Here is an 18,766-nt window from a genome sequence, read left to right as displayed (position 1 = left end):
CTCGGTCCTTATTGATAGTCGCGGGCCTCTTCGGTACGGGCTAGCGTACCAGAAACGCTCCTCTTTCACCCATCAGGCAGCCGACCCGTTATTATGCGTTGTACTGTTTTGATTACGGTGACGTTTGTGCATCAATCTCAGATGACTCAGATAGGCCCGTGTCTCGAGATACGACGCTGCCGGCACACTTCGGTATGCATCCTCATCAGGCAGATACTTGACCAACACCCGTCGCTCATCGATTTCCGGCAAAGCGTCAGGCTTGGCATGTAGATGGACAGTGTTCGAGGGATCATCCTCATAAACGGCCGTGGCATATTCACTGCCAGGGATATGCTCGATCACACGCACGGTTTCTCCCAGCTGACAACGATGCGCCGAAGCCGGGTGACGATGAAACCAGACATGCATGCGGCGACAAATGGCCTCCGCTATCGGGGATGCGGCCACGAAACTGGCCCACAACACCACGACGCCGACCGGCACCCGGAACATGCCCAGTGCCAGCCATTGCAATACGGCAAGCTCAATCGCCAGCGTGAAAGCGCCCGCAATTATCAGGAGCACCGTCACAGCCACAGAGGCCGGCACACCGGCAAACCCCAGGGAGACCATGGTACTGGCCAGATGATCGCCCTTGAGACTGTCGTGTTCGAATAGCTCTACCGGCGCTAGGCGCAGGACAACCAGCAGCCAGTAGCAGGCCGCCAGCACCAGCAGCAGAGTGAATAGAATCAACGGAAAGCTCAGCGCAAGACCGATGGCGTTCTCCATGGCGTGCTCCTCACGCTGGTTCTTGGCCAGCGAATTGGTTCATAACTTCATAATAGACCAGATTCCGATATATGTGCTCGGTACCGTCATGAGACATGTCCAGACGCCATAAAAAGCGGACACCCCGAGTATCGGGATGTCCGCTTGCGAATACCGACGATGGAGTGACAAACCGCTTTACTGCGAGTCACTCTCCAAAGCCGGTTGGCCGGTCTGATCTTCGTAATGACCCAACTTGCGCCGTAGCCAATCGGACATACGCGCAATCATGGCGTAAAAGGACGGCACGAAGAAGCTGGCCAGAATCGCGACCGACGCCATCCCCACAGCAACCGTGGTACCGATCTGATGGCTGCTCGCCTCACTGGCACCGGTGGCCAATGCCAATGGCAAGGTACCGAAGATGAACGCCAGCGACGTCATCACGATCGGGCGGAAGCGAAGTTCCGCCGCCGTGATAGCGGCATCGGGAATCGACTTGCCTTTTTCCCGACGTTGCAATTCCGCGAACTCCACGATCAGTATGGCGTTCTTGGCCGCCAACCCGACCACTACAAGCATGCCGATCTGGACATAGACACTGGTTTCCATGCCGCGCAATACGATACCGCCAATCGCGCCCAGGAAGGCGAAGGGTGTCGAGGTCAGGACCGCCAGTGGCAATGACCAGCTCTCGTACTGAGCCGCCAGGATCAGGAACACCATAATCATGCCGAAGATGATCGCCAGCATGGCGGTATTACCCAGTTCCGATTCCTGGTAGGCCGTACCGGTCCAGCCCATACCCCAATTACTTCCCAAGGTATCCTGAACGACCTCTTCCATCGCCTCGATCGCCTGGCCGGAGCTATAGCCGGGGGCCGGTCCCCCCTGGAACTGCGCACCGAGGTAGACACCGAAACGTGTCACCACGGCCGGTTTGGCATCGCGCTCGAACTCCACGAACTCGGACATCGGGATACGCTCGCCATCACCGCCACGCACATAGACGTTATTGATATCCTCCGGGGTCTTGCGGTACTCATCCTGGTTCTGCAAGTAGACCTGGAAGTTGCGGTTCTGGTAGCTGAAGTAGTTGACGAACCCTTCGCCGAACGTATTCGAGAGCGTCGAGTTGAGATCCTGAAGATTGACGCCATAACTCAGCGCCTTCTGCTGATCGATCTCGGCATGATAGCCCGGCACATTGGTGTTGAAGGTCGAGAACACCTCCTGCAGCGCCGGATGCTCGTTCGCCGCCTGCGTTACCTGCAGCGATGCCTCGTAGAGCTCTTCGGGAGACGCCCCCTCATACGACTGCAGATACCCGGTGAACCCGCCTGTGGTGGATAGTCCCTGGATAGGTGGCGCATTGAACGCCATCGCCGAGCCGCCCTCGATCTGGGCACCCAACTGCATGATCCGCCCTACCAGTTCATCGGCGGTGAGATCCCGGTCACCCCAGGGTTCCATGTTGATGAACATGATGCCCCGCGCCGAGTTCACCGCACTCGACAGAATGTCGTAGCCGGCTACCGCAGTTGAATATTCGACCCCCGGGATCTTTTCGATCTCGCTACTCAGCTTATCCATGTAGCGATTGGTTCGATCCAGCGAGGCAGCATCCGGCAAGCTCACGCTGGCCAGGACGATCCCCTGGTCGGTTGTCGGTACCAGGGTCGATGGGGTGTTCTGATAGAGCCACCAGGAGCCGAAGCCCACCAGGGCAGTCAACACCAGCGCCAGTCCCCAGAAGCGTACCAACACTTTCACGACCCACATGTAACACGCCGTGATACCGGCAAACAGTCGGTCAAAAAGCCGTAACGGCGTGCTCAACGCCCTCATCAGCTTCGACTGTTCAACCTTGGGCTTGTGTTTGATGAAGATCGCTGACAAGGCCGGCGTGAACGTCAACGCCATCAAGGCCGAGAACGCCACCGAAATGGCCACTGTCAGAGCGAACTGCTGATAGATCTGCCCGGTGAAGCCGCCCAGAAACGCGACCGGAATGAAGACCGCCGCCATGATCAACGACGTGGCGATGACGGGGCCACCGACCTCTTTCATGGCACGTATGGTGGCCTGACGAACGGTGATGTCATCTTCTTCACTCAGCACACGTTCAACGTTTTCCACCACCAGTATGGCGTCGTCGACCACGATCCCTATCGATAGCACCAACGCAAACAGCGTCAACAGGTTGATCGAGAAACCAAAGGCGTAGAATCCAGCAAAGGTGGCAATAACAGAGACAGGCACCACCGACATGGCGATGATCGTGAAACGCCAGTTCTGCAGGAAGATGAACAGGATCACCAGGACAATCAGGAAGGCTTCCACGAAGACATGCTCGACGGTCTCCACCGAGGCATCGATGAAGAGCGTCGTGTCGTAAGGAATCACATACTCCATGCCGGCCGGGAAACGCTCTTCCAGATCGGCGATGGTCTCCTTGACGGCATCGGCCGTCTCCAGCGCATTCGCTCCCGGCTGCTGATTGATGATGATTGGCGTCATCGTATCGCCGTTCAGGCGCGCATCGACCCCATAGAAAGAGGCGCCTAGTTCGATTTCCGCCACATCGTCAAGTCGCAGAGACGAACCATCCGGATTGGTCCGCAAGGGAATCTCGCGAAAGGCCTCGGCATCCGTCAGCCGGCCATCGGCAGAGATGGTATAGGTATAGGCCCGGGGCTCCTCCTGAGGTGTCGCTGCCAGGCTACCTGCCGGCACCTCGGTATTATGCGCCTGGATAGCTTCGGACACTTCCGACGGGGTCAGATCGTACTGGGACAGCTTGTCCGGATCCATCCAGATACGCATGGCAAATTCGCCACCCCCCAACACCTCAGCGTCCCCCACGCCGGGCACCTGGCGCAGTTCGTCGAGAACGTTCAGGGTCGCGTAATTCTGCATGAAGATATTGTCGTAATCGCCCGAGGGAGATATCAGGGAGATCAGCATCAATATCTCATCGGAGCGAAGCTCCACGGTGACTCCCTGGTCCTGGACCTCTTGCGGTAACTGCGAGAGCGCCCCCTGGACCCGGTTGTTCACATTGATGGTATTGATGTCACCATCGGTGCCGATATTGAAGGCGACACTGAGGTTGACGGTACCATTGCTGGCACTGGTCGAGTTCATGTAGATCATGTCCTCGACCCCGTTGATCGCCTCTGCCAGTGGCGCTGCCACTGTCTGTGCCGCCGTTTCGGCATCCGCACCGGGGAACTGCGCCTGAACGGATACTGTCGGCGGGACCACGCTGGGATACTGCTCGATCGGCAGCGCCCGCAGACTGACGGCGCCGATGATCGTCAGGATGATCGCCAGGACCGTGGCGAAAATCGGGCGGTTGATGAAGAAGTTGGAGAAGTTCATTCGTCCTCGGCCCCCTCATCTCCGCCACTGTCGTCGGTGGCGTCACTGCCTCCGCTCTCACCGCCTTCCAGGGCTTGCTGAGCCTGCTCTTGGTCTTCGGCTTCCTCTTGCGCCTGTTCCTCCTCGGCATCCTCGACCACAGCCCCGGCATCACCATCGAACGACTGAGGATCGATCGCCGTGCCGGGTTCAATGCCGGCTGGATCGCCGACGACCACGCGGTCCCCCTCGTCCAGCCCTTCCCGGATGATCTGCCACGGGCCGGCCACTTCACCGAGCTTGACCGTGCGGGCACGCGCCTCATCATTCTCATCCAGCACGAACACCTGGGGCCCCATCAGACCTTGAGTGACCGCGATTTCCGGTACAGCCAGCACGTCGTAACGCTTCATATCTTCCAGTTGCACGCGGACAAATTGTCCCGGCAACACAGCGGCCTGAGGGTTGTCGAAGATCGCTGCGGCCTGCACGGTGCTTGTGCTCTGATCGACGCGCGAGCCCAGAAAGTCGAGACGACCTTCCAGCGTGGTATCCCCACGATCATCCAGCCCTGGTACCCGCAGATTGGCACCGATATCGGACACCGAGTCGTTTTCCGAGAGCTGCTGACGCAACTCGAAGGCATCCCGCTGTGGGAGCTGGAAGCGCACCTCCAACGGATCAAGCGGCGTGATCGTCGCCAACTCGGTCCCATCCGTGACGAGGTTCCCCGTATTCACTTGGTGCAGACCGATCATGCCCGATACCGGTGCCGTCACTTTTGAATACTCGAGATCCAGGTGAGCACTGGCCAGGGCCGCTTCTGCCTGGGCGACATTCGCTTGCGCGACTCGCTGATCCGCCATGGCCTGATCATACTGTTGACGGCTGACGGAATCCTGGCTCAACAATTGCTCGTAGCGCTCAGCATCCCGATTGGTACGTGCCAGCTCGGCCTGGGCACTTTGCAGATCCGCCTCTCGCTCATTGACGGTGGCCTCATACAGGTCCGGTTCGATCGTGAACAGCCGGTCACCTTTTTCGACAAAGGTCCCTCGCTCATAGTGACGTTCCTCCAGAAACCCGGAAACCCGCGCCACGAGAGTCACCTCATCATCACTGCGCAACATCGCGGGGTAGGACTTATCCAGCGGAATATCCTGCCGCGCCATCTCCATCACCTCGACGGGACGAGGCGGGGGCTCCTCACCGCCCTGCGCCTGTTCCCCGGATTCGTCTCCCTGGTTGCATCCTGTCAGCACCAGTAGCGTGACCAGCACTGCCAGGCTTCCACGAAGCGAGAAACTCATTTTTTTCATAGCGTTGTTTCCATTGAACATATCGTAAGGCGACCCACAGTCAGCCCACATGTATATCGTCAGCGGGGGTCGATCGTTCCCAAGTCACGCCCTTGAACGGCACGGCGGTCAGGACAGGAGGATCGCGCCAAATTCAACGCTTACCGCCCGGTTCAACCAGCAAACAACAGAATGGGCAGGTGACAAGGCATCCTGATCAGCAGACCGCATGAAACAGACTCCACGAATGAGACGTTAGGCAATGGCCCTATTCTCGAGCCAATCGAAACCATGCATTATAGTTACATGCATGTATGTATGCTAGGAGTGCGAACTCTACATCCATACAACCATGAATGTAAATCACGACGCCTAACGCCCTCCTGGGGTAAACTGTTTGATGACCTTTTGTGAAATCGACATAACACTATGCCCAGACGCACCAAAGCCGAAGCCGCCGCCACCCGTGAAGCCCTGCTTGATGCTGCCGAGGACGTATTCTTCGACAAGGGCGTCGCACGCACCTCACTGGAACAGATTGCCCGCCATGCCGGGATGACACGCGGAGCCGTCTACTGGCATTTCCGCAACAAGGCCGACCTCTTCCATGCCCTGCTGGAACGGGTACGTATGCCGTTTGCCGAGCTGGTCGACGAAGTCGAGCAGGGATCGGAGGCATCGCCACTGGAAACCACGCGTCTGGCCTGTCATGTCAGCCTGAAACGATTGGAACAGCCACGCTATCGCCGCATCCTTTCCATCCTCGTTCACCGTTGTGAATTTTTCAGTGACATCAACCCCCTCGAGATGCAGGACCAACTTGCCAACGAATGTTTTGCAGAATTGTGTGAACAATTTCGACGTGCTCATGACCAGGGCGCCCTGGCACCTCATCTGACACCTGAAACTGCCTCGCGCCTGCTTCAATCCACACTTGGCGGCCTGTTCCACGATTGGTTGCGCATGCCGGACCGCTTCTCCATCGTGACAGAAGGGGGGCACGTGATAGATACCCTGTTCGAGTTGATGCAACACCCCTCCAGCGAAGAATCATCACACCAACCCTAGCGCTCTTGACGCCACCTCGCTAATGTTGCGAAGCAACATCGCATCTACACTCTATGCAGTAGCGGCCATGGCGGGAGGAGCACAATGGACAAACTGGATCTGGTTCGGGTCAGGCAACTGGAAATCGCCGTGCGTATTTGGCATCCGGAGGCCTCCAGCACCCTGATCGCCTGGCACGGCTTGGCGCGACATGGCGGTGACTTCGAAGGACTGGCACGCCAGTTGGGACCGGAGTGGCGGATACTCGCACCGGATACCCCTGGACGCGGGTTGTCGAGCTGGTCGCTGTTTCCTGCCCACGATTATCTCTACAGTCACTATATGCAGATCGCCATCGCCCTGCTCGATCACTATGAGTTGGATCATGTGCCTTGGCTGGGGACTTCCATGGGCGGTTTGCTTGGCATGCTGATCGCCGCGGACGACACCCATGGCGACCGCATCGAGCAGCTCATTCTCAACGACGTCGGTCCGGAAATCGATCCACAAGGTCTGGCCGGGCTCGCCAGTTACTTTGCCATTCCGCATCGCTTTTACACGTTCGGCGAGTTGCTGACCGAACTGCGCGACCACTACGCCTCGTTCGGCATCACCGACGACGCCACCTGGCAGGCCATGGCACTCGAAAGCGCTCGCCGTTTGCCCGATGGCAGTTGGACTTTCCACTACGATCCTCGCATCGCCGAACAATTCGTCAACGATACGCCGCGCGACACCTGGGCTGACTGGGCGGCCATTCGATGCCCCTTGACGGTGATCCGCGGTGTCGACTCAACGATTCTCGCCGCCGACACCGTTCACCAAATGAAGCTTCAGCAACCTGGACTGGCAACGCTGGACGTACCGGGATGCGGACACGCCCCCATGCTGAATACCCCCAGTCAGGTACAACCGATTAGCGACTTCCTGAACCGCCCCGCCGACACCATCTCCCCCGCAACGACCAAGACCAAGGTTCAGGGGTCCCTGTGGCAACGACTCTTGCATTGGGTCCGGTCACTCTGGCCGCGCTAGCAGGCGTAATCCGAACGGTGAGGACAACGCTCAACCGGTGGGGGCCTCCGGCGCATCACCGATCTCCATCGCCTCGTCATATCGACTGTCGCCACCAGTTTCGTCCGGCAATTGCAGTGACACCGGATCTTCATCACGTAGCCACTCATTCACCGAGCGAATAGCATCGGTATCGAGAATTCCAGCCTGCTGGCGAAGCTCGAGCATGTCGACGACATAGTTATAGCGGGCTTCCGCATGATTGGCGATGGCGTCGTACAGATTCTGCTCGGCATTGAGCACATCGACGATGTTGCGGGTGCCGACGTCGTAGCCCGAACGAGTGGCTTCCAGAGCGCTCTGGTTGGATTCGATCGCCTGCTGACGCGCTTCCACGCTCTCGACATCATTGCTCACCTGAGTGAACAACGAGCGTACCTGCTGAATGGTGTCACGCCGCTGCGCCTCGGCATCATACTGCGTCGACTCGAGCTCATAGGTACTCTGTTGGATACCTGCGCTGGTCGAGCCACCAGTATAAAGTGGCAGGCTGGCGCGTAACCCCACCTGGCTGGACGAATTGTATTCGTCCTGAATCTCGCTATCGGTGTCAGAGTATTGATAATTGGCGAACGCCTCCAGTGTCGGCAACCGCCCTGCCTTCGAAACATCGACAACGCTACGGGCGACATCGATACCCGCTTCGGCCATCAGCACCATCGGGCTGTTTTCCATTGCCAGATCGACCCAGTCATCCCGCGTATCCGGTTCAGGTGACTCGATCGGCACGTCGTCGCCCAATCCATCGATGCTGTTGTAACGATTGCCGGTCAGACGCTCCAGGGCCTCGAAGCTGACCTGTAGATCGTTTTCCGCCGCGATGCGATCGGCCCGAGCCTGATCGTAGCTGGCTTCCGCTTCATCGACATCAGTAATGGCGATCAACCCGACATCGAACTGCTCGCGTGCCTGTTCTAGCTGGCGTTCGATGGCTGTTTCCTGGGCCTCCCGGGCGTCGAGGATGTCATGGGCCCGCAGAATATCGAAATAGGCCGAGGCCACATCGTAGAGGAGTTGCTGTTGCGTCGCCTCCAGCGAATACGCCTCCTGGTCGATTTCCTCTTCGGCGCGCTCCAACTCATACCAGTTGGTGGCATCGAACAGCGCCTGCGTCGCTTCCAATGATGCACTGGCACTGTTGTAGTCGTCATCGACACCGCCCCCTGCAGCAGCTCCACCGCCCTCACCACCTTGGGACGATCCACTGTAGGTCCGGTTGTGTGCCCCTTCTGCCGACGCGCTGAGTTGCGGCAACAGGTCACCGCGCTCGACATCGCGCCCCGACTCGATACTGGAATAGCTGGCTCGAGCCGATGCCAGAGTGGCATCGTTTTCCAGCGCATCGCGCGCAATGGTCAGGAGATCGGCCGCCTGTACGGGAGTTGTCATAGCTGCCGAAATCATCAGCGGCAACAATGCACGACGGCCAAGGGCAACAACTCCACAGGCGGCGGAAGATGCATCATTCAACGGCGACATCAGGAATTCCTTTGCTGGGCGTAGACAACAGTTTACATACAATGCCGCATGTTTGCCTGCGAATCAATCTCGGACAAGGCACATATAGAACCTAGCTCAGGGACAGAAGACATGAAAGCGCGTCATATGCACTTCCAAAGAGATTGCCAATTTCCCGCCTTTACCCTGCTTCAACACGGCTTACGGCCCGTTCGACCGCACCGCGATAGGCACCACCGAACAACAACAAGTGGTTGAGCAGCGGATACAACTGGAACAGCGCCTCGCGCCTCGGCCAGTCGTCGGGGCCTGAACCATTCCAATAGGACTCGAAAAACGCCTCACCCGGTGAACCGAACAGCGTCAGCATCGCCAGGTCGACTTCGGGATAGTGGCGATACACGGCCGGATCGATCACTGCCGGTCCCTCCGGGGTAAACAACACATTACCTGACCACAGGTCACCATGTATCAAGCTCGGCGGAACATCCTCCAGCCAATTCTCCAGACCGCCGGCGACTCTCTCGATCCGTTCTCGTAGCACCGCGGGCAACAAACCGCGCTCATGACAGGCCCTGGCCATCGGTACCAAGCGTCGCTCCCGTTGAAACACCCGACCATCGCCGGCAGGACCATTGGGCTGAGGAGTCAGCCCGCAGGCGTTATCGCGCGACCAGCCATGCTGTTTCCCGATAACGGAATGCAACTCCCGTAGCCCTTCACCAAGGGCGACCTCATCACGTCGACGTGAACCCGAGGCATCCAGTGCTTCCATTATCAGCCATCCATCCCCCACGGCCAGGACCGCTGGTATATACAGTGAGCTTCCAGCCTCACGCAGGGCCTGCAACCCATCGGCCTCCCCCGCTAGCCGCTCGGCATCGTCATGCTTTACCACGACACTGCCCTGCGCCGTTTCCAGACGGCTGACAGATGCAATGTCGCCGCCGCTCATTCCCTTCGGCTCACTCAAGGGAACCAGACCGACGTGATCGAGCAACGCTTTCAATGTCTCGTGCATCATGCCTCCTTTTTTGCGTGCCTCCAGCCAGGATTTGTAAGAGATTAGCGATAACGCTTGTAAGCCATCTCAGTCGAACCGCGTCAGGCCGGTTTCCCCGGTGACAGACTTGACGTAGCGTAACGGCCGCGCCTGACGACAAGGATAGTTTCATGGCCCAGACAGGTCTGCAGTTTACACTCGAGGGGGCCGGCGCCCCGGCCGGGGAACTGGTCGTCGTCGACTTCACCCATACCGAGCAGCTGCAAGATGCTTCATCATACCAGCACCCCTTGCATACCAGGCCACGGCATCTCAACCTATGAGAGCAATGTAGTCACGCCATCATCAGGAGTTCGCATGTACAAGCTTGCTTTCTTCGTGCCCGTGGAAGATGCCGAAACCGTCAAGGAAGCTATCTTTGAAACCGGTGCCGGACGTATCGGCGATTATGAGGCGTGCTGCTTCCAGACCCCCGGCACGGGACAGTTTCGCCCGCTCGAGGGCGCCGATCCGCATATTGGCGAAGTCGGAGGCCTGGAGCATGTCGAGGAGTTGAAGGTGGAGCTGGTCTGCAGCGATGACGTCATCCATCCTGCGGTAGCGGCACTGAAGCTGGCGCATCCTTATGAAGAGCCGGCCTATGATGTCTGGCAACTCGAAGACATCTAATCCACTGCCGACGCATCGTCTCCCTCGTTGCCATGAGCATGCTGCCAGAGCTGGGATACCAGTTCCTGGATGAAGTTGCGCACCATCAGAGAGGGTCGCCGACCGGCACGAGTCACAATGCAGAATGGTGAGGGAATCCGGATGCTGTCGGCCATCAAGGGGCGCAGCTCCCCCCGAGCCACCCAGTGCGCGGCGTAATGCGTCGGCAGGTTACCGATGAAATGCCCGCTCAAGATCAATAATGCCTGGGCTTCCATGTTGGATGCATGAGCGCCGACCTGTGCCCCGGGAAAGGCCTGCAACTCCTGCAGGTTGGCATACGGCCGCACGACGAACGGATACCGGCTGATCTCACCAGCGTTCAGCGCGCTATCCGGCTGTCCAAAGAGCGGATGACGAGCACCGCAATATACGCTATGCATTTCCGTGTAGATCTGGCGATGCTGGAGCCCTTCCATCTGCGTCGTCTCAGGCAGGATGCCTGCCTGAATATCGCCATTGGCAATCTCCCCGATCAGGTAATCGGGACTCCCCACCATGACATTGATTCTGACTTTGTGGTTCTTGCGCAGGAATTCGCCGATAACGTCTTGTAGCTGCAATTCCTCATTCATGATGGTGTTATCCACCACACCTAGCCGCAACGTCCCATAGACGGTGCTGCGCAACTCGCTCATTTCACTGTCGAAGTCATCGACATCCGCCAGCAGCGCCTTGGCGCGTTCATAGGCGATGGCGCCACGTTCGGTCAACTCGAACCCTTGTCGCCCACGCTGACAGACCGTGAACCCGACCCGCTCCTCGATCGCCCGGATATGGAAACTGATGGCGGACTGACTCATGTGCAGTGCCGTCTGCGCGCCGGCAAACCCTCGGTGTTCAGCCACGGCGAGAAAAACGGCCAGGCTCTTGAGATCGGCGGCAGCGAGTTTCATCGGTTCTCCGCGCTAAAGTGGTGCAAATTACATCAATATCGTAGGTATGAACTGCAAAAAATAGCAATTTTTTTGTTGTGAATACCCTGCTTTACTAATACCGACCCTAACGACACAACGCAGTGCCTCTCCGCAAGTAACAAGACCACCAACCGGAGGATCGACCATGAATTGCGCATTTACGATAAGCGGTGTCATCGCGGCAACGACACTCGGCATCGCATCGGCCCACGCCGATCTGCTGGAAGACATCAAGGAAGAAGGCGTTTTTACCGTCGGTACGGAAGCGCGTTTCGCCCCGTTCGAGTTCGTCGAGGATGGTGAGATCGTCGGCTATTCCGCCGATATCATGGCAGAAATCATGCCTGAGCTCGAGGGTGTGGAACTGGAGCGCAAGGATCTGCCATGGCAGGGCATTCTGCCCGGCCTGGAACGCGAGCAGTTCGATTACGTTGTCACGTCCGTGACCGCCACTCCCGAGCGCATGGAGCGCTACCATCTCAGCGCCCCGATCGCCGATGCCACCATGGCGGTCATGACGCGAGCCGATGACGACTCGGTGGAATCGCCGGAAGACATAACCGGCAAGACCGCCGGCGCCCAGGCCGGTTCAGCCCAACTGGAAGCGCTGGAAGCCTACTCCGAGAGCCTCGACGAAGGCGTGTCGACCATCGAGACGTATACCTCCGTCGACGAGGCTTATGCCGATCTCGGCAATGGGCGCGTCGATGTCGTCATCAACAGCCTCCCCAACCTGATGGAAGCCGAGCGCACCCGTCCGGACACGTTCAAGGTAATCGGCACCTTCGGCGATCCGGTCTATTTCAGTTGGGCGGGTCGCGATGACGATGAGAGCGAGAGCCTCAACACCTTCATGGACGAACAGATTCAACGGCTCAACGAGGACGGCACCCTGGCGGAGCTGCAAGAGAAATGGTTCGGCGACACCATGGATCTTCCCATGGAGCTACCCGAGCCGGACGTCGAGTAACGCCATCAGGCGAATAAAGCCCCGGTACCCCCATGTTCGAGATACTGATCGACAATTATCCCGTTCTGCTGCGCGGGCTCACGTTCACGCTGATCGTATCCCTCTCGGCCATCGCACTGGGCATGCTTCTCGGCATGACACTGGCGTTCGCACTGACCAGCCGATTCGCGACCGTTCGCTGGCTGGCCGGGGGGTACCGTAGCTTCTGGCGTGGCACGCCCATCCTGCTGCAACTGCTACTGGTCTATTATCTGCTGCCGGAATTCGGCCTCAACATTCCACCGCTGCCGGCTGCCATTCTGACTCTGACGCTCAACACCGCCGCATTCCAGTCGGAAATCTTCCGCAGCGGTATCGCCCACATCCCTCAGGGGCAGATCGAAGCGGCGCGTATGGTCGGCATGCACCATTGGGATATTCGCCGCCGTATCGTGGTGCCTCAGGTTTTCCGCCTGACCTTGCCGCCACTGACCAATGAGGTCATCACCATTCTCAAGAATTCATCGCTGATTTCGGTGATCTCAGTGACGGAACTGATGCGCACCAGCGAACAGATCGCCTCACGCACCTTCCAGCCACTGGAAACCTACCTGGTCGCTGCACTGCTCTACCTGGCGGTCAATCTACTGCTCGCCCGCATCAGTGCCTATCTCGAGCGCCATATGAAGGGCGGCCTGGCCGCCGAGTGAGGAAGCCTCAATGTTCGATTTCCAACTACTGTTCGAGATGCGCGGCCTGATTCTGCAAGGACTCTGGAATACCGTCTGGATCTGCTTCCTGGGATGCCTGGTCGCACTCGGTCTGGGGTTGGTACTTGCGTCGCTACGGCTCTCCAGCCCGCGCCTCGTCGGGCCGCTGGTGGCCACCTATATCGAGTTATGCCGGGGCATCCCCCTGCTCGTCATCCTTTTCCTGCTCTACTACGGCGGGCCCAGTATCGGACTGCGGTTGAGCGCGGAAATCGCCGGGCTGGTGGGAATCGGCCTGTACGGTGCCGGCTATTTCGCCGAGATCTATCGTGGCGGCTTCCTCTCGATTCCACAGGGGCAACTCGAAGCCGCCCGCATGCTGGGGATTTCGCGACTGAATATTCTACGGCGAATACAGATTCCCCAGATGCTGCAACTGATTGTGCCACCGAGCACCAATCAACTGATCATCCTGGTGAAAGAGTCGGCATTGCTGTCGGTGATCTCGGTCGACGATCTGACCAAGAACGCCACAGCCATGGTCAACGAGACCTTTGCAGTGATCGAGCCCTACATCACGGTCGCCCTGCTCTACTGGCTGATCATCGAAACGATCGCACGCGGCGGCTATGCCCTGGAAAAGCGACTGGCACAACGCAGCCGGATGCCCACCCCATCGTCATCCGACACCGCAGGAGCCACTCATGCCACCTCTTGAGACAACCATCGATCCAATCACCAAGGCCAAGACGACAGCCGTCAATGGTTCACTGATCGAAGCCAGAGGCATCAGCAAGCATTTCGGAGATCTGCACGTCCTGGACAACATCGACTTCGCCCTGTCGCCGTCAGAGGTCGTGTGTGTCATCGGCCCCTCGGGTTCGGGAAAATCGACCCTGTTGCGCTGTCTCGCGTTTCTCGAACCCTATGACGACGGCAACGTATATATCCACGGCCAGTTGCTCGGCTACGAACAGCGTGGCGGCATGCGCATCCGCGCCAGCGAAAAAGCCATTGACCGGGTCCGGGCACCATTGGGCATGGTGTTCCAGCATTTCCATCTCTGGCCGCACCGCACAGCACTACAGAATGTCACCGAAGCGCTGCGCCTGGTACAAGGCCTGTCACGCCGCGAGGCCGACCGTGAAGGCATGGCCATGCTGAAACGTGTCGGCCTGTTCGATCGCGCACACCACTATCCGGCGAGCCTCTCGGGTGGACAGAAGCAGCGCGTCGCCATTGCTCGCGCCCTGGCCATGAAACCGGAAGTCATGCTGTTCGATGAACCCACCTCGGCACTCGACCCGGAACTGGTCGGTGAAGTGCTCGCCGTCATGAAGCAACTCGCCAGCGACGGCATGACCATGGCTATCGTCACCCACGAGATGGGGTTCGCGGCAAATGTTGCCGACAGGGTCGTGTTCATGGATGAAGGTCGCATCGTCGAGAGCGGTAAACCCGAGACGCTATTCCGTCGCCCCGCCAGCGAACGGCTATCGCAATTCCTCAATACCTGGCGTGAACGCGCCCTGACCTGAAAGGAGAACCCCCATGACATTCGATCACGCCCGTATCGCTACCATGCCGCGACAGAACTGTTACCCCTGCGGCCAGAACGGTACCCTCGACAATCCCATTTCTCCTCAGGGCATCCCCGTACTGGGCGAACGCTATGAGGTCCCCGCCCGTCAGGGGCGTGCCGTGCGTCTGACGGCCGGTCAAACGATTCGTATCATCAATACCCACGGCACTCAGGTGTGCGATACCTGGGCGTTCAGCACTCACAATCTCAATGAATTCATGTCCTGGGAGCATGGCCGGGCCTGGATCGATGGCCTGATCCCCTCGGTCGGCGACCCACTGCTCAGCAACCGCCGCCGACCAATCATGACGTTGACCGCCGATACCTCGCCGGGCATTCACGATACTCTGATGGCGGCTTGCGACCTGTATCGCTACATGACCCTGGGGGTAACCGGCTACCACGACAACTGTGCCGACAATCTGCGACTGGCGATGCAGGCCATCCAACTCTCGGTGCCGGAAGTGCCCCAACCGCTCAACCTGTGGATGAACATTCCCGTCAACGCGCAGATGAAGATCGACTGGAGCCCGCCGGTATCACGCCCCGGCGATTACGTCGAACTGCGTGCCGAAATGGACTGTATCGTGGCCATGTCATCCTGTCCGCAGGACATCATTCCCATCAATGGTGAACAGTGCGAGCCGGTCGAACTGCATTTCGAGGTCCGAGCATGACATCGACGACCGGACGGGTGGTGGCTGCGCTGGATGGCGCACGGCTGTGGGCGGAACTGCATGATCTGGCGCAACTCGGTGCCCGCACCGACGGTGGTGTCGCCCGGCTCACTCTCGACGACAACGACATACAGGCCCGGCTGTGGCTGGCCGAACAGGCAAAGGCCATCGGCTGTCAGGTGCGAGTCGATCCGATCGGCAACATGTTCGTCCATCTGCCGGGCACCGATCCCGATCTGCCTCCCATCACCACCGGCAGTCATCTCGACAGTCAGCCGACCGGCGGCAAATACGACGGGGCCTATGGCGTACTTGCCGGGTTGGCGGCCTTGCGTGCCTTCCGGGAAGCGGGCGTTCAGCCTCGCCACTCGCTGGAGGTGGTTTCCTGGACCAACGAGGAAGGCATGCGCTTCGCGCCGGGCACCTCGGGATCGGCCTGTTTCACCGGTGTGCGGCGTAAAGACGAGACACGCGCCCTCACCGATGCCGATGGTATCTCGTTCGGCGAAGCGCTCGATGCCTGCCTGACCCGACTCGGCGAGGCGGGGATTGAGCGATGCCCTCTCGGCACGCCCATGCAGACATTCATCGAGTTGCATATCGAGCAGGGACCGATACTGGAACGACAAGGCGCGCCCACCGGTATCGTTACAGGGATTCAGGGCGTTGGCTGGTTCGAATGCGAGGTGCGAGGAACCGCCAATCACGCCGGCACGACACCTCGTACCGCGCGTCAGGACGCTCTGGAAGGGGCTTGTGCCCTGGCTGCCGCATTGCGCAATGCCGCCTGCGATGATGAGGACCTGCTGCGCTTCACCATCGGCCGCTTTCAGGTCTTTCCCGGCTCGGTCAATACCATTCCCGAGCGCACATTGTTTACCATCGACCTGCGTCATCCCGATGCCGGTACGCTTACTGAACTCGAGGCTCGCTTCCAGGCGCTGGCCGCCCAGGAATGGGCCGGCTGCACGGCCGCGCTGACGCCTCTATCGCGCATCGACCCTGTCGCCTTTCCCGAGGTTGTCACTGATGTCATCGCTGAAGCGGCGGCCGAGTTGGGACAGAACGCACCGTGGCTGGTATCGGGAGCGTTTCATGACGCCATTCACCTGGCGGGCCATTGCCCCACCGGCATGATTTTCATCCCTTGCAAAGGAGGTATTAGCCACCACCCCTCGGAGCGTATCGACGCCAATGATGCCATAGAGGGCGCCCGCTTGCTGACCGCCACGCTATGCCGGCTCGCCATGTAGCATGCTGGCGAAGTATCTAGGCGCTGCCGAAATAGCGCTCCCTATCTTCCGGCGTGATATCGCTGATGTGAAGGGGGTAATCATCGCTGAGCCGATCCTGATAGAAGTGCCGCAGCGTGCGCTCGATGGTCGGGAACGCCAGCTCCTCCCAGGGAATCTCGTGCTCTTCGAACAATGCGACTTCCAGGCTTTCCGGGCCGGCATCGAAACCGCCGTCGAGATCGGCCCGAAAGATCATGTAGACCTGATTGATGTGCGGCAGGTTGATCAAGGTGTAGAGACCGTGGATCGAGACGTCGGCACACGCCTCTTCCTGCGTCTCCCGGGCAGCGGCTTCAACGGTTGTCTCGGCGTTTTCCATGAAACCTGCCGGTAGGGTCCAATACCCCTTGCGTGGGGGAATCGCCCGGCGACAAAGCAGAATCTTGCTGCCCCTCACCGGCAACGTGCCGGCCACGATACGTGGATTCTGGTAATGGATGGTGCCACAGGCCTCGCACAAGTAACGCGGACGGTCGTCACCATCGGGTATCGCAAACTGGACGCGGTGTCCGCAGTGACTACAGAAATTCATGCATGGCCTCATGCTTGACGCCTGGAAGCGGCTGGGTATGAACGGAAGGCTCCAGGCGGAGCGTCCATGTTAGAGAAATTACACGAGTGCCTGCAAGCACGACTCGCCTCCGTATTGATCCGGTGATATTCAGCATGGCCGGTCACCGCAGGGGTTCGCGTTCATCATCCCGAACCGCATACCGGGATCGATATTGGGTAGGAGTCATCCCGTACCAGTGGTGATGGGCTCGAAAGAAGCTATTACGTTCCGAAAAGCCCAGTAACCAGGCCACTTCCTTGAGGTTGGCGTTCGAGTAGCAAAGCAACTGATGCGCCCTCTCCCGGCGGGTATCGTTGATGATCGCCTTGTAACTGGTACCGCATCGATGCAGATTGCGCTGCAGGGTCCGCTTGCTGACACCCAGGTCCCTGGCCACATCCTCGATGGTGGGTACGCGTCCGACCAGAGCCTCGCTCACCTTGTCACGCACCTGTCGGACACAGCAGGCACTGCCGATCTCATTCAGCGCCGTATCAGCCACCTCCCGATGCACATCATCCAGAACTGCATTGGCGGTACGGAGGGGGTTGCCGAGTTCCGAGGTATCCAGCGCCACGGCATAACGTGACTGGCCGAACGATAGGCGCGCTCCGAATAGCGATCCGGCATGCGAGGCACACGGCTTGCCGTGCATCAAGGCGATTTCATCTATCCGAGGGTAATGACCCAGCAGAATCCGGAAGAATCCCATCAGCCCCGACACTCCAGCCAGCGTGAAACCATGCGGTAAGCGCAAGCCACGAGAATAGCTGGCCGCCAACCAGGTTCGCTTCCCCTCCGAACATACTGTCACCGCCACGTCGTCATCGACCAGTGGCGCATAGTGTGCCAGCCGCGCCAAAGCGTCCCCGAAAGTGGCACTGGTCATCATCACGTATCCCGTGATACCCAGGAATCCCGCATCCACCAATTCATGTCCCGCCACGGCCACATTCACGTCCGAGCGTTCTAGCTCAGCCAGCGCATAGAGTCGCAACAGATCGGCACGCCTCACCCGATGATGGGTCTCGCTCAACGCCGTCCGATCCACCCCTGCTTGTCGGCATAGCTTCCGTTCATCCAACCCCATTCTGCGAAGCAGCTCGATCTTGAATCGCGCGGCAGAGGCTGCAACGGTCGCCCCGGTATCATCGCCAAACTCAGAGCCTCGTTCACATTGCGACATGGTCCTTCCCCTCTTGTTATTGGCTTCCCGCCATTGACGAGTCAGTCGCATCTCATTTTTAAATTATTGATTTTAAAAAAATAATGACGTCTCTCAGAATTCATATAGCAACACATGCCAAAAGAGTAGCATTACACGCCAGCCAATACAGTCACCCTGTACCAGGTGGTAATGTCAGATGCGGGCAGTGATC

Annotated in this window: 18 protein-coding genes; 10 read left to right on the top strand and 8 right to left on the bottom strand. The window is 58.9% G+C overall.

The genetic code is table 11. The features are described 5' to 3' along the window. Window positions 1-72: 72 nt before the first annotated feature. The 3 genes from BLW01_RS14140 to BLW01_RS14130 all read right to left on the bottom strand — a co-directional run bounded on the left by BLW01_RS14140 (window position 73) and on the right by BLW01_RS14130 (window position 5,435). Window positions 73-774: a hypothetical protein gene (locus tag BLW01_RS14140; RefSeq protein ID WP_092570842.1), complete on the bottom strand. Its 702-nt coding sequence runs from the start codon at window positions 772-774 to the stop codon at window positions 73-75. 177 nt (window positions 775-951) lie between these two features. Then, window positions 952-4,137 carry an efflux RND transporter permease subunit gene (locus tag BLW01_RS14135; RefSeq protein ID WP_092570840.1) on the bottom strand — a complete coding sequence of 1,062 codons (3,186 nt, stop codon included), beginning with the start codon at window positions 4,135-4,137 and terminating at the stop codon, window positions 952-954. Further along, window positions 4,134-5,435, bottom strand: coding sequence for an efflux RND transporter periplasmic adaptor subunit (locus BLW01_RS14130; RefSeq protein ID WP_092570838.1), 1,302 nt, complete (start codon window positions 5,433-5,435; stop codon window positions 4,134-4,136). The genes BLW01_RS14135 and BLW01_RS14130 overlap by 4 nt, the downstream gene beginning before the upstream one ends. Before the next feature lie 408 nt (window positions 5,436-5,843). On the opposite strand from BLW01_RS14130, the gene BLW01_RS14125 reads away from it, so the two are divergent. Both BLW01_RS14125 and BLW01_RS14120 read left to right on the top strand, forming a co-directional pair. Continuing rightward, window positions 5,844-6,482: a TetR family transcriptional regulator gene (locus BLW01_RS14125; RefSeq protein WP_092570836.1), complete on the top strand. Its 639-nt coding sequence runs from the start codon at window positions 5,844-5,846 to the stop codon at window positions 6,480-6,482. Between the two features lie 84 nt (window positions 6,483-6,566). Further along, entirely contained in the window at window positions 6,567-7,496 is a 930-nt protein-coding gene (locus BLW01_RS14120) for an alpha/beta fold hydrolase (protein WP_092570834.1), read from the top strand. 30 nt (window positions 7,497-7,526) lie between these two features. Here the strand turns inward: BLW01_RS14120 and BLW01_RS14115 are convergent, their stop codons facing one another. After that, complete coding sequence (locus BLW01_RS14115) at window positions 7,527-8,924, bottom strand: TolC family outer membrane protein (protein ID WP_229806497.1); 1,398 nt, start codon at window positions 8,922-8,924, stop codon at window positions 7,527-7,529. Between the two features lie 250 nt (window positions 8,925-9,174). After that, window positions 9,175-10,014 (bottom strand): fructosamine kinase family protein, encoded by an 840-nt coding sequence (locus BLW01_RS14110; RefSeq protein ID WP_092570830.1) that lies wholly within the window; start codon window positions 10,012-10,014, stop codon window positions 9,175-9,177. A 152-nt stretch (window positions 10,015-10,166) separates the two neighbouring features. On the opposite strand from BLW01_RS14110, the gene BLW01_RS18500 reads away from it, so the two are divergent. After that, on the top strand, window positions 10,167-10,319 hold the full coding sequence (locus BLW01_RS18500) for a hypothetical protein (protein WP_175529852.1): 153 nt from the start codon (window positions 10,167-10,169) through the stop codon (window positions 10,317-10,319). A 34-nt stretch (window positions 10,320-10,353) separates the two neighbouring features. Then, window positions 10,354-10,665, top strand: a complete 312-nt coding sequence (locus tag BLW01_RS14105; protein ID WP_092570828.1) for a YqfO family protein — start codon at window positions 10,354-10,356, stop codon at window positions 10,663-10,665. Here the strand turns inward: BLW01_RS14105 and BLW01_RS14100 are convergent. After that, on the bottom strand, window positions 10,662-11,600 hold the full coding sequence (locus tag BLW01_RS14100; RefSeq protein WP_092570826.1) for a LysR family transcriptional regulator: 939 nt from the start codon (window positions 11,598-11,600) through the stop codon (window positions 10,662-10,664). The genes BLW01_RS14105 and BLW01_RS14100 overlap by 4 nt on opposite strands. Window positions 11,601-11,766: 166 nt before the next feature. On the opposite strand from BLW01_RS14100, the gene BLW01_RS14095 reads away from it, so the two are divergent. The 6 genes from BLW01_RS14095 to BLW01_RS14070 are packed head-to-tail and all read left to right on the top strand — an operon-like array spanning window position 11,767 to window position 16,792. Next, window positions 11,767-12,591 (top strand): transporter substrate-binding domain-containing protein, encoded by an 825-nt coding sequence (locus tag BLW01_RS14095; protein WP_092570824.1) that lies wholly within the window; start codon window positions 11,767-11,769, stop codon window positions 12,589-12,591. 32 nt (window positions 12,592-12,623) lie between these two features. Further along, complete coding sequence (locus BLW01_RS14090) at window positions 12,624-13,280, top strand: amino acid ABC transporter permease (protein ID WP_092570822.1); 657 nt, start codon at window positions 12,624-12,626, stop codon at window positions 13,278-13,280. A 10-nt stretch (window positions 13,281-13,290) separates the two neighbouring features. Beyond that, on the top strand, window positions 13,291-13,998 hold the full coding sequence (locus BLW01_RS14085; protein WP_092570820.1) for an amino acid ABC transporter permease: 708 nt from the start codon (window positions 13,291-13,293) through the stop codon (window positions 13,996-13,998). Further along, a complete protein-coding gene (locus BLW01_RS14080; RefSeq protein ID WP_092570818.1) occupies window positions 13,985-14,818 on the top strand; it encodes an amino acid ABC transporter ATP-binding protein in 834 nt (277 codons plus the stop codon). The genes BLW01_RS14085 and BLW01_RS14080 overlap by 14 nt, the downstream gene beginning before the upstream one ends. A 13-nt stretch (window positions 14,819-14,831) precedes the next feature. Continuing rightward, window positions 14,832-15,539, top strand: a complete 708-nt coding sequence (locus BLW01_RS14075) for a DUF1989 domain-containing protein (protein ID WP_092570816.1) — start codon at window positions 14,832-14,834, stop codon at window positions 15,537-15,539. Beyond that, the gene (locus BLW01_RS14070; RefSeq protein ID WP_092570814.1) at window positions 15,536-16,792 is read left to right on the top strand and encodes a M20 family metallo-hydrolase; all 1,257 of its coding nucleotides are present in this window, start codon (window positions 15,536-15,538) and stop codon (window positions 16,790-16,792) included. Before BLW01_RS14075 ends, BLW01_RS14070 begins: the two co-directional genes overlap by 4 nt. A gap of 16 nt (window positions 16,793-16,808) precedes the next feature. Here the strand turns inward: BLW01_RS14070 and BLW01_RS14065 are convergent, their stop codons facing one another. Continuing rightward, window positions 16,809-17,366, bottom strand: coding sequence for an NUDIX hydrolase (locus BLW01_RS14065; protein ID WP_092570812.1), 558 nt, complete (start codon window positions 17,364-17,366; stop codon window positions 16,809-16,811). Between the two features lie 142 nt (window positions 17,367-17,508). Continuing rightward, window positions 17,509-18,573, bottom strand: a complete 1,065-nt coding sequence (locus BLW01_RS14060; RefSeq protein WP_175529851.1) for an AraC family transcriptional regulator — start codon at window positions 18,571-18,573, stop codon at window positions 17,509-17,511. Window positions 18,574-18,766: the final 193 nt, after the last annotated feature.

The organism is Aidingimonas halophila, from assembly GCF_900106955.1.
Lineage (GTDB): Bacteria > Pseudomonadota > Gammaproteobacteria > Pseudomonadales > Halomonadaceae > Aidingimonas > Aidingimonas halophila.
Note: the sequence above shows the minus strand (reverse complement) of the source record. Positions and strands in the feature narration are given on the sequence as shown.

What these genes read in the sequence shown, in the direction of transcription:
- BLW01_RS14090 (WP_092570822.1), top strand. Translation starts at nt 12,624, where the DNA reads ATGTTCGAGATACTGATCGACAATTATCCCGTTCTGCTGCGCGGGCTC.
- BLW01_RS14095 (WP_092570824.1), top strand. Translation starts at nt 11,767, where the DNA reads ATGAATTGCGCATTTACGATAAGCGGTGTCATCGCGGCAACGACACTC.
- BLW01_RS14085 (WP_092570820.1), top strand. Translation starts at nt 13,291, where the DNA reads ATGTTCGATTTCCAACTACTGTTCGAGATGCGCGGCCTGATTCTGCAA.
- BLW01_RS14120 (WP_092570834.1), top strand. Translation starts at nt 6,567, where the DNA reads ATGGACAAACTGGATCTGGTTCGGGTCAGGCAACTGGAAATCGCCGTG.
- BLW01_RS14130 (WP_092570838.1), bottom strand. Translation starts at nt 5,435, where the DNA reads ATGAAAAAAATGAGTTTCTCGCTTCGTGGAAGCCTGGCAGTGCTGGTC.
- BLW01_RS14125 (WP_092570836.1), top strand. Translation starts at nt 5,844, where the DNA reads ATGCCCAGACGCACCAAAGCCGAAGCCGCCGCCACCCGTGAAGCCCTG.
- BLW01_RS14070 (WP_092570814.1), top strand. Translation starts at nt 15,536, where the DNA reads ATGACATCGACGACCGGACGGGTGGTGGCTGCGCTGGATGGCGCACGG.
- BLW01_RS18500 (WP_175529852.1), top strand. Translation starts at nt 10,167, where the DNA reads ATGGCCCAGACAGGTCTGCAGTTTACACTCGAGGGGGCCGGCGCCCCG.
- BLW01_RS14115 (WP_229806497.1), bottom strand. Translation starts at nt 8,924, where the DNA reads ATGACAACTCCCGTACAGGCGGCCGATCTCCTGACCATTGCGCGCGAT.
- BLW01_RS14140 (WP_092570842.1), bottom strand. Translation starts at nt 774, where the DNA reads ATGGAGAACGCCATCGGTCTTGCGCTGAGCTTTCCGTTGATTCTATTC.
- BLW01_RS14110 (WP_092570830.1), bottom strand. Translation starts at nt 10,014, where the DNA reads ATGCACGAGACATTGAAAGCGTTGCTCGATCACGTCGGTCTGGTTCCC.
- BLW01_RS14060 (WP_175529851.1), bottom strand. Translation starts at nt 18,573, where the DNA reads ATGTCGCAATGTGAACGAGGCTCTGAGTTTGGCGATGATACCGGGGCG.
- BLW01_RS14100 (WP_092570826.1), bottom strand. Translation starts at nt 11,600, where the DNA reads ATGAAACTCGCTGCCGCCGATCTCAAGAGCCTGGCCGTTTTTCTCGCC.
- BLW01_RS14135 (WP_092570840.1), bottom strand. Translation starts at nt 4,137, where the DNA reads ATGAACTTCTCCAACTTCTTCATCAACCGCCCGATTTTCGCCACGGTC.
- BLW01_RS14065 (WP_092570812.1), bottom strand. Translation starts at nt 17,366, where the DNA reads ATGAATTTCTGTAGTCACTGCGGACACCGCGTCCAGTTTGCGATACCC.
- BLW01_RS14080 (WP_092570818.1), top strand. Translation starts at nt 13,985, where the DNA reads ATGCCACCTCTTGAGACAACCATCGATCCAATCACCAAGGCCAAGACG.
- BLW01_RS14105 (WP_092570828.1), top strand. Translation starts at nt 10,354, where the DNA reads ATGTACAAGCTTGCTTTCTTCGTGCCCGTGGAAGATGCCGAAACCGTC.
- BLW01_RS14075 (WP_092570816.1), top strand. Translation starts at nt 14,832, where the DNA reads ATGACATTCGATCACGCCCGTATCGCTACCATGCCGCGACAGAACTGT.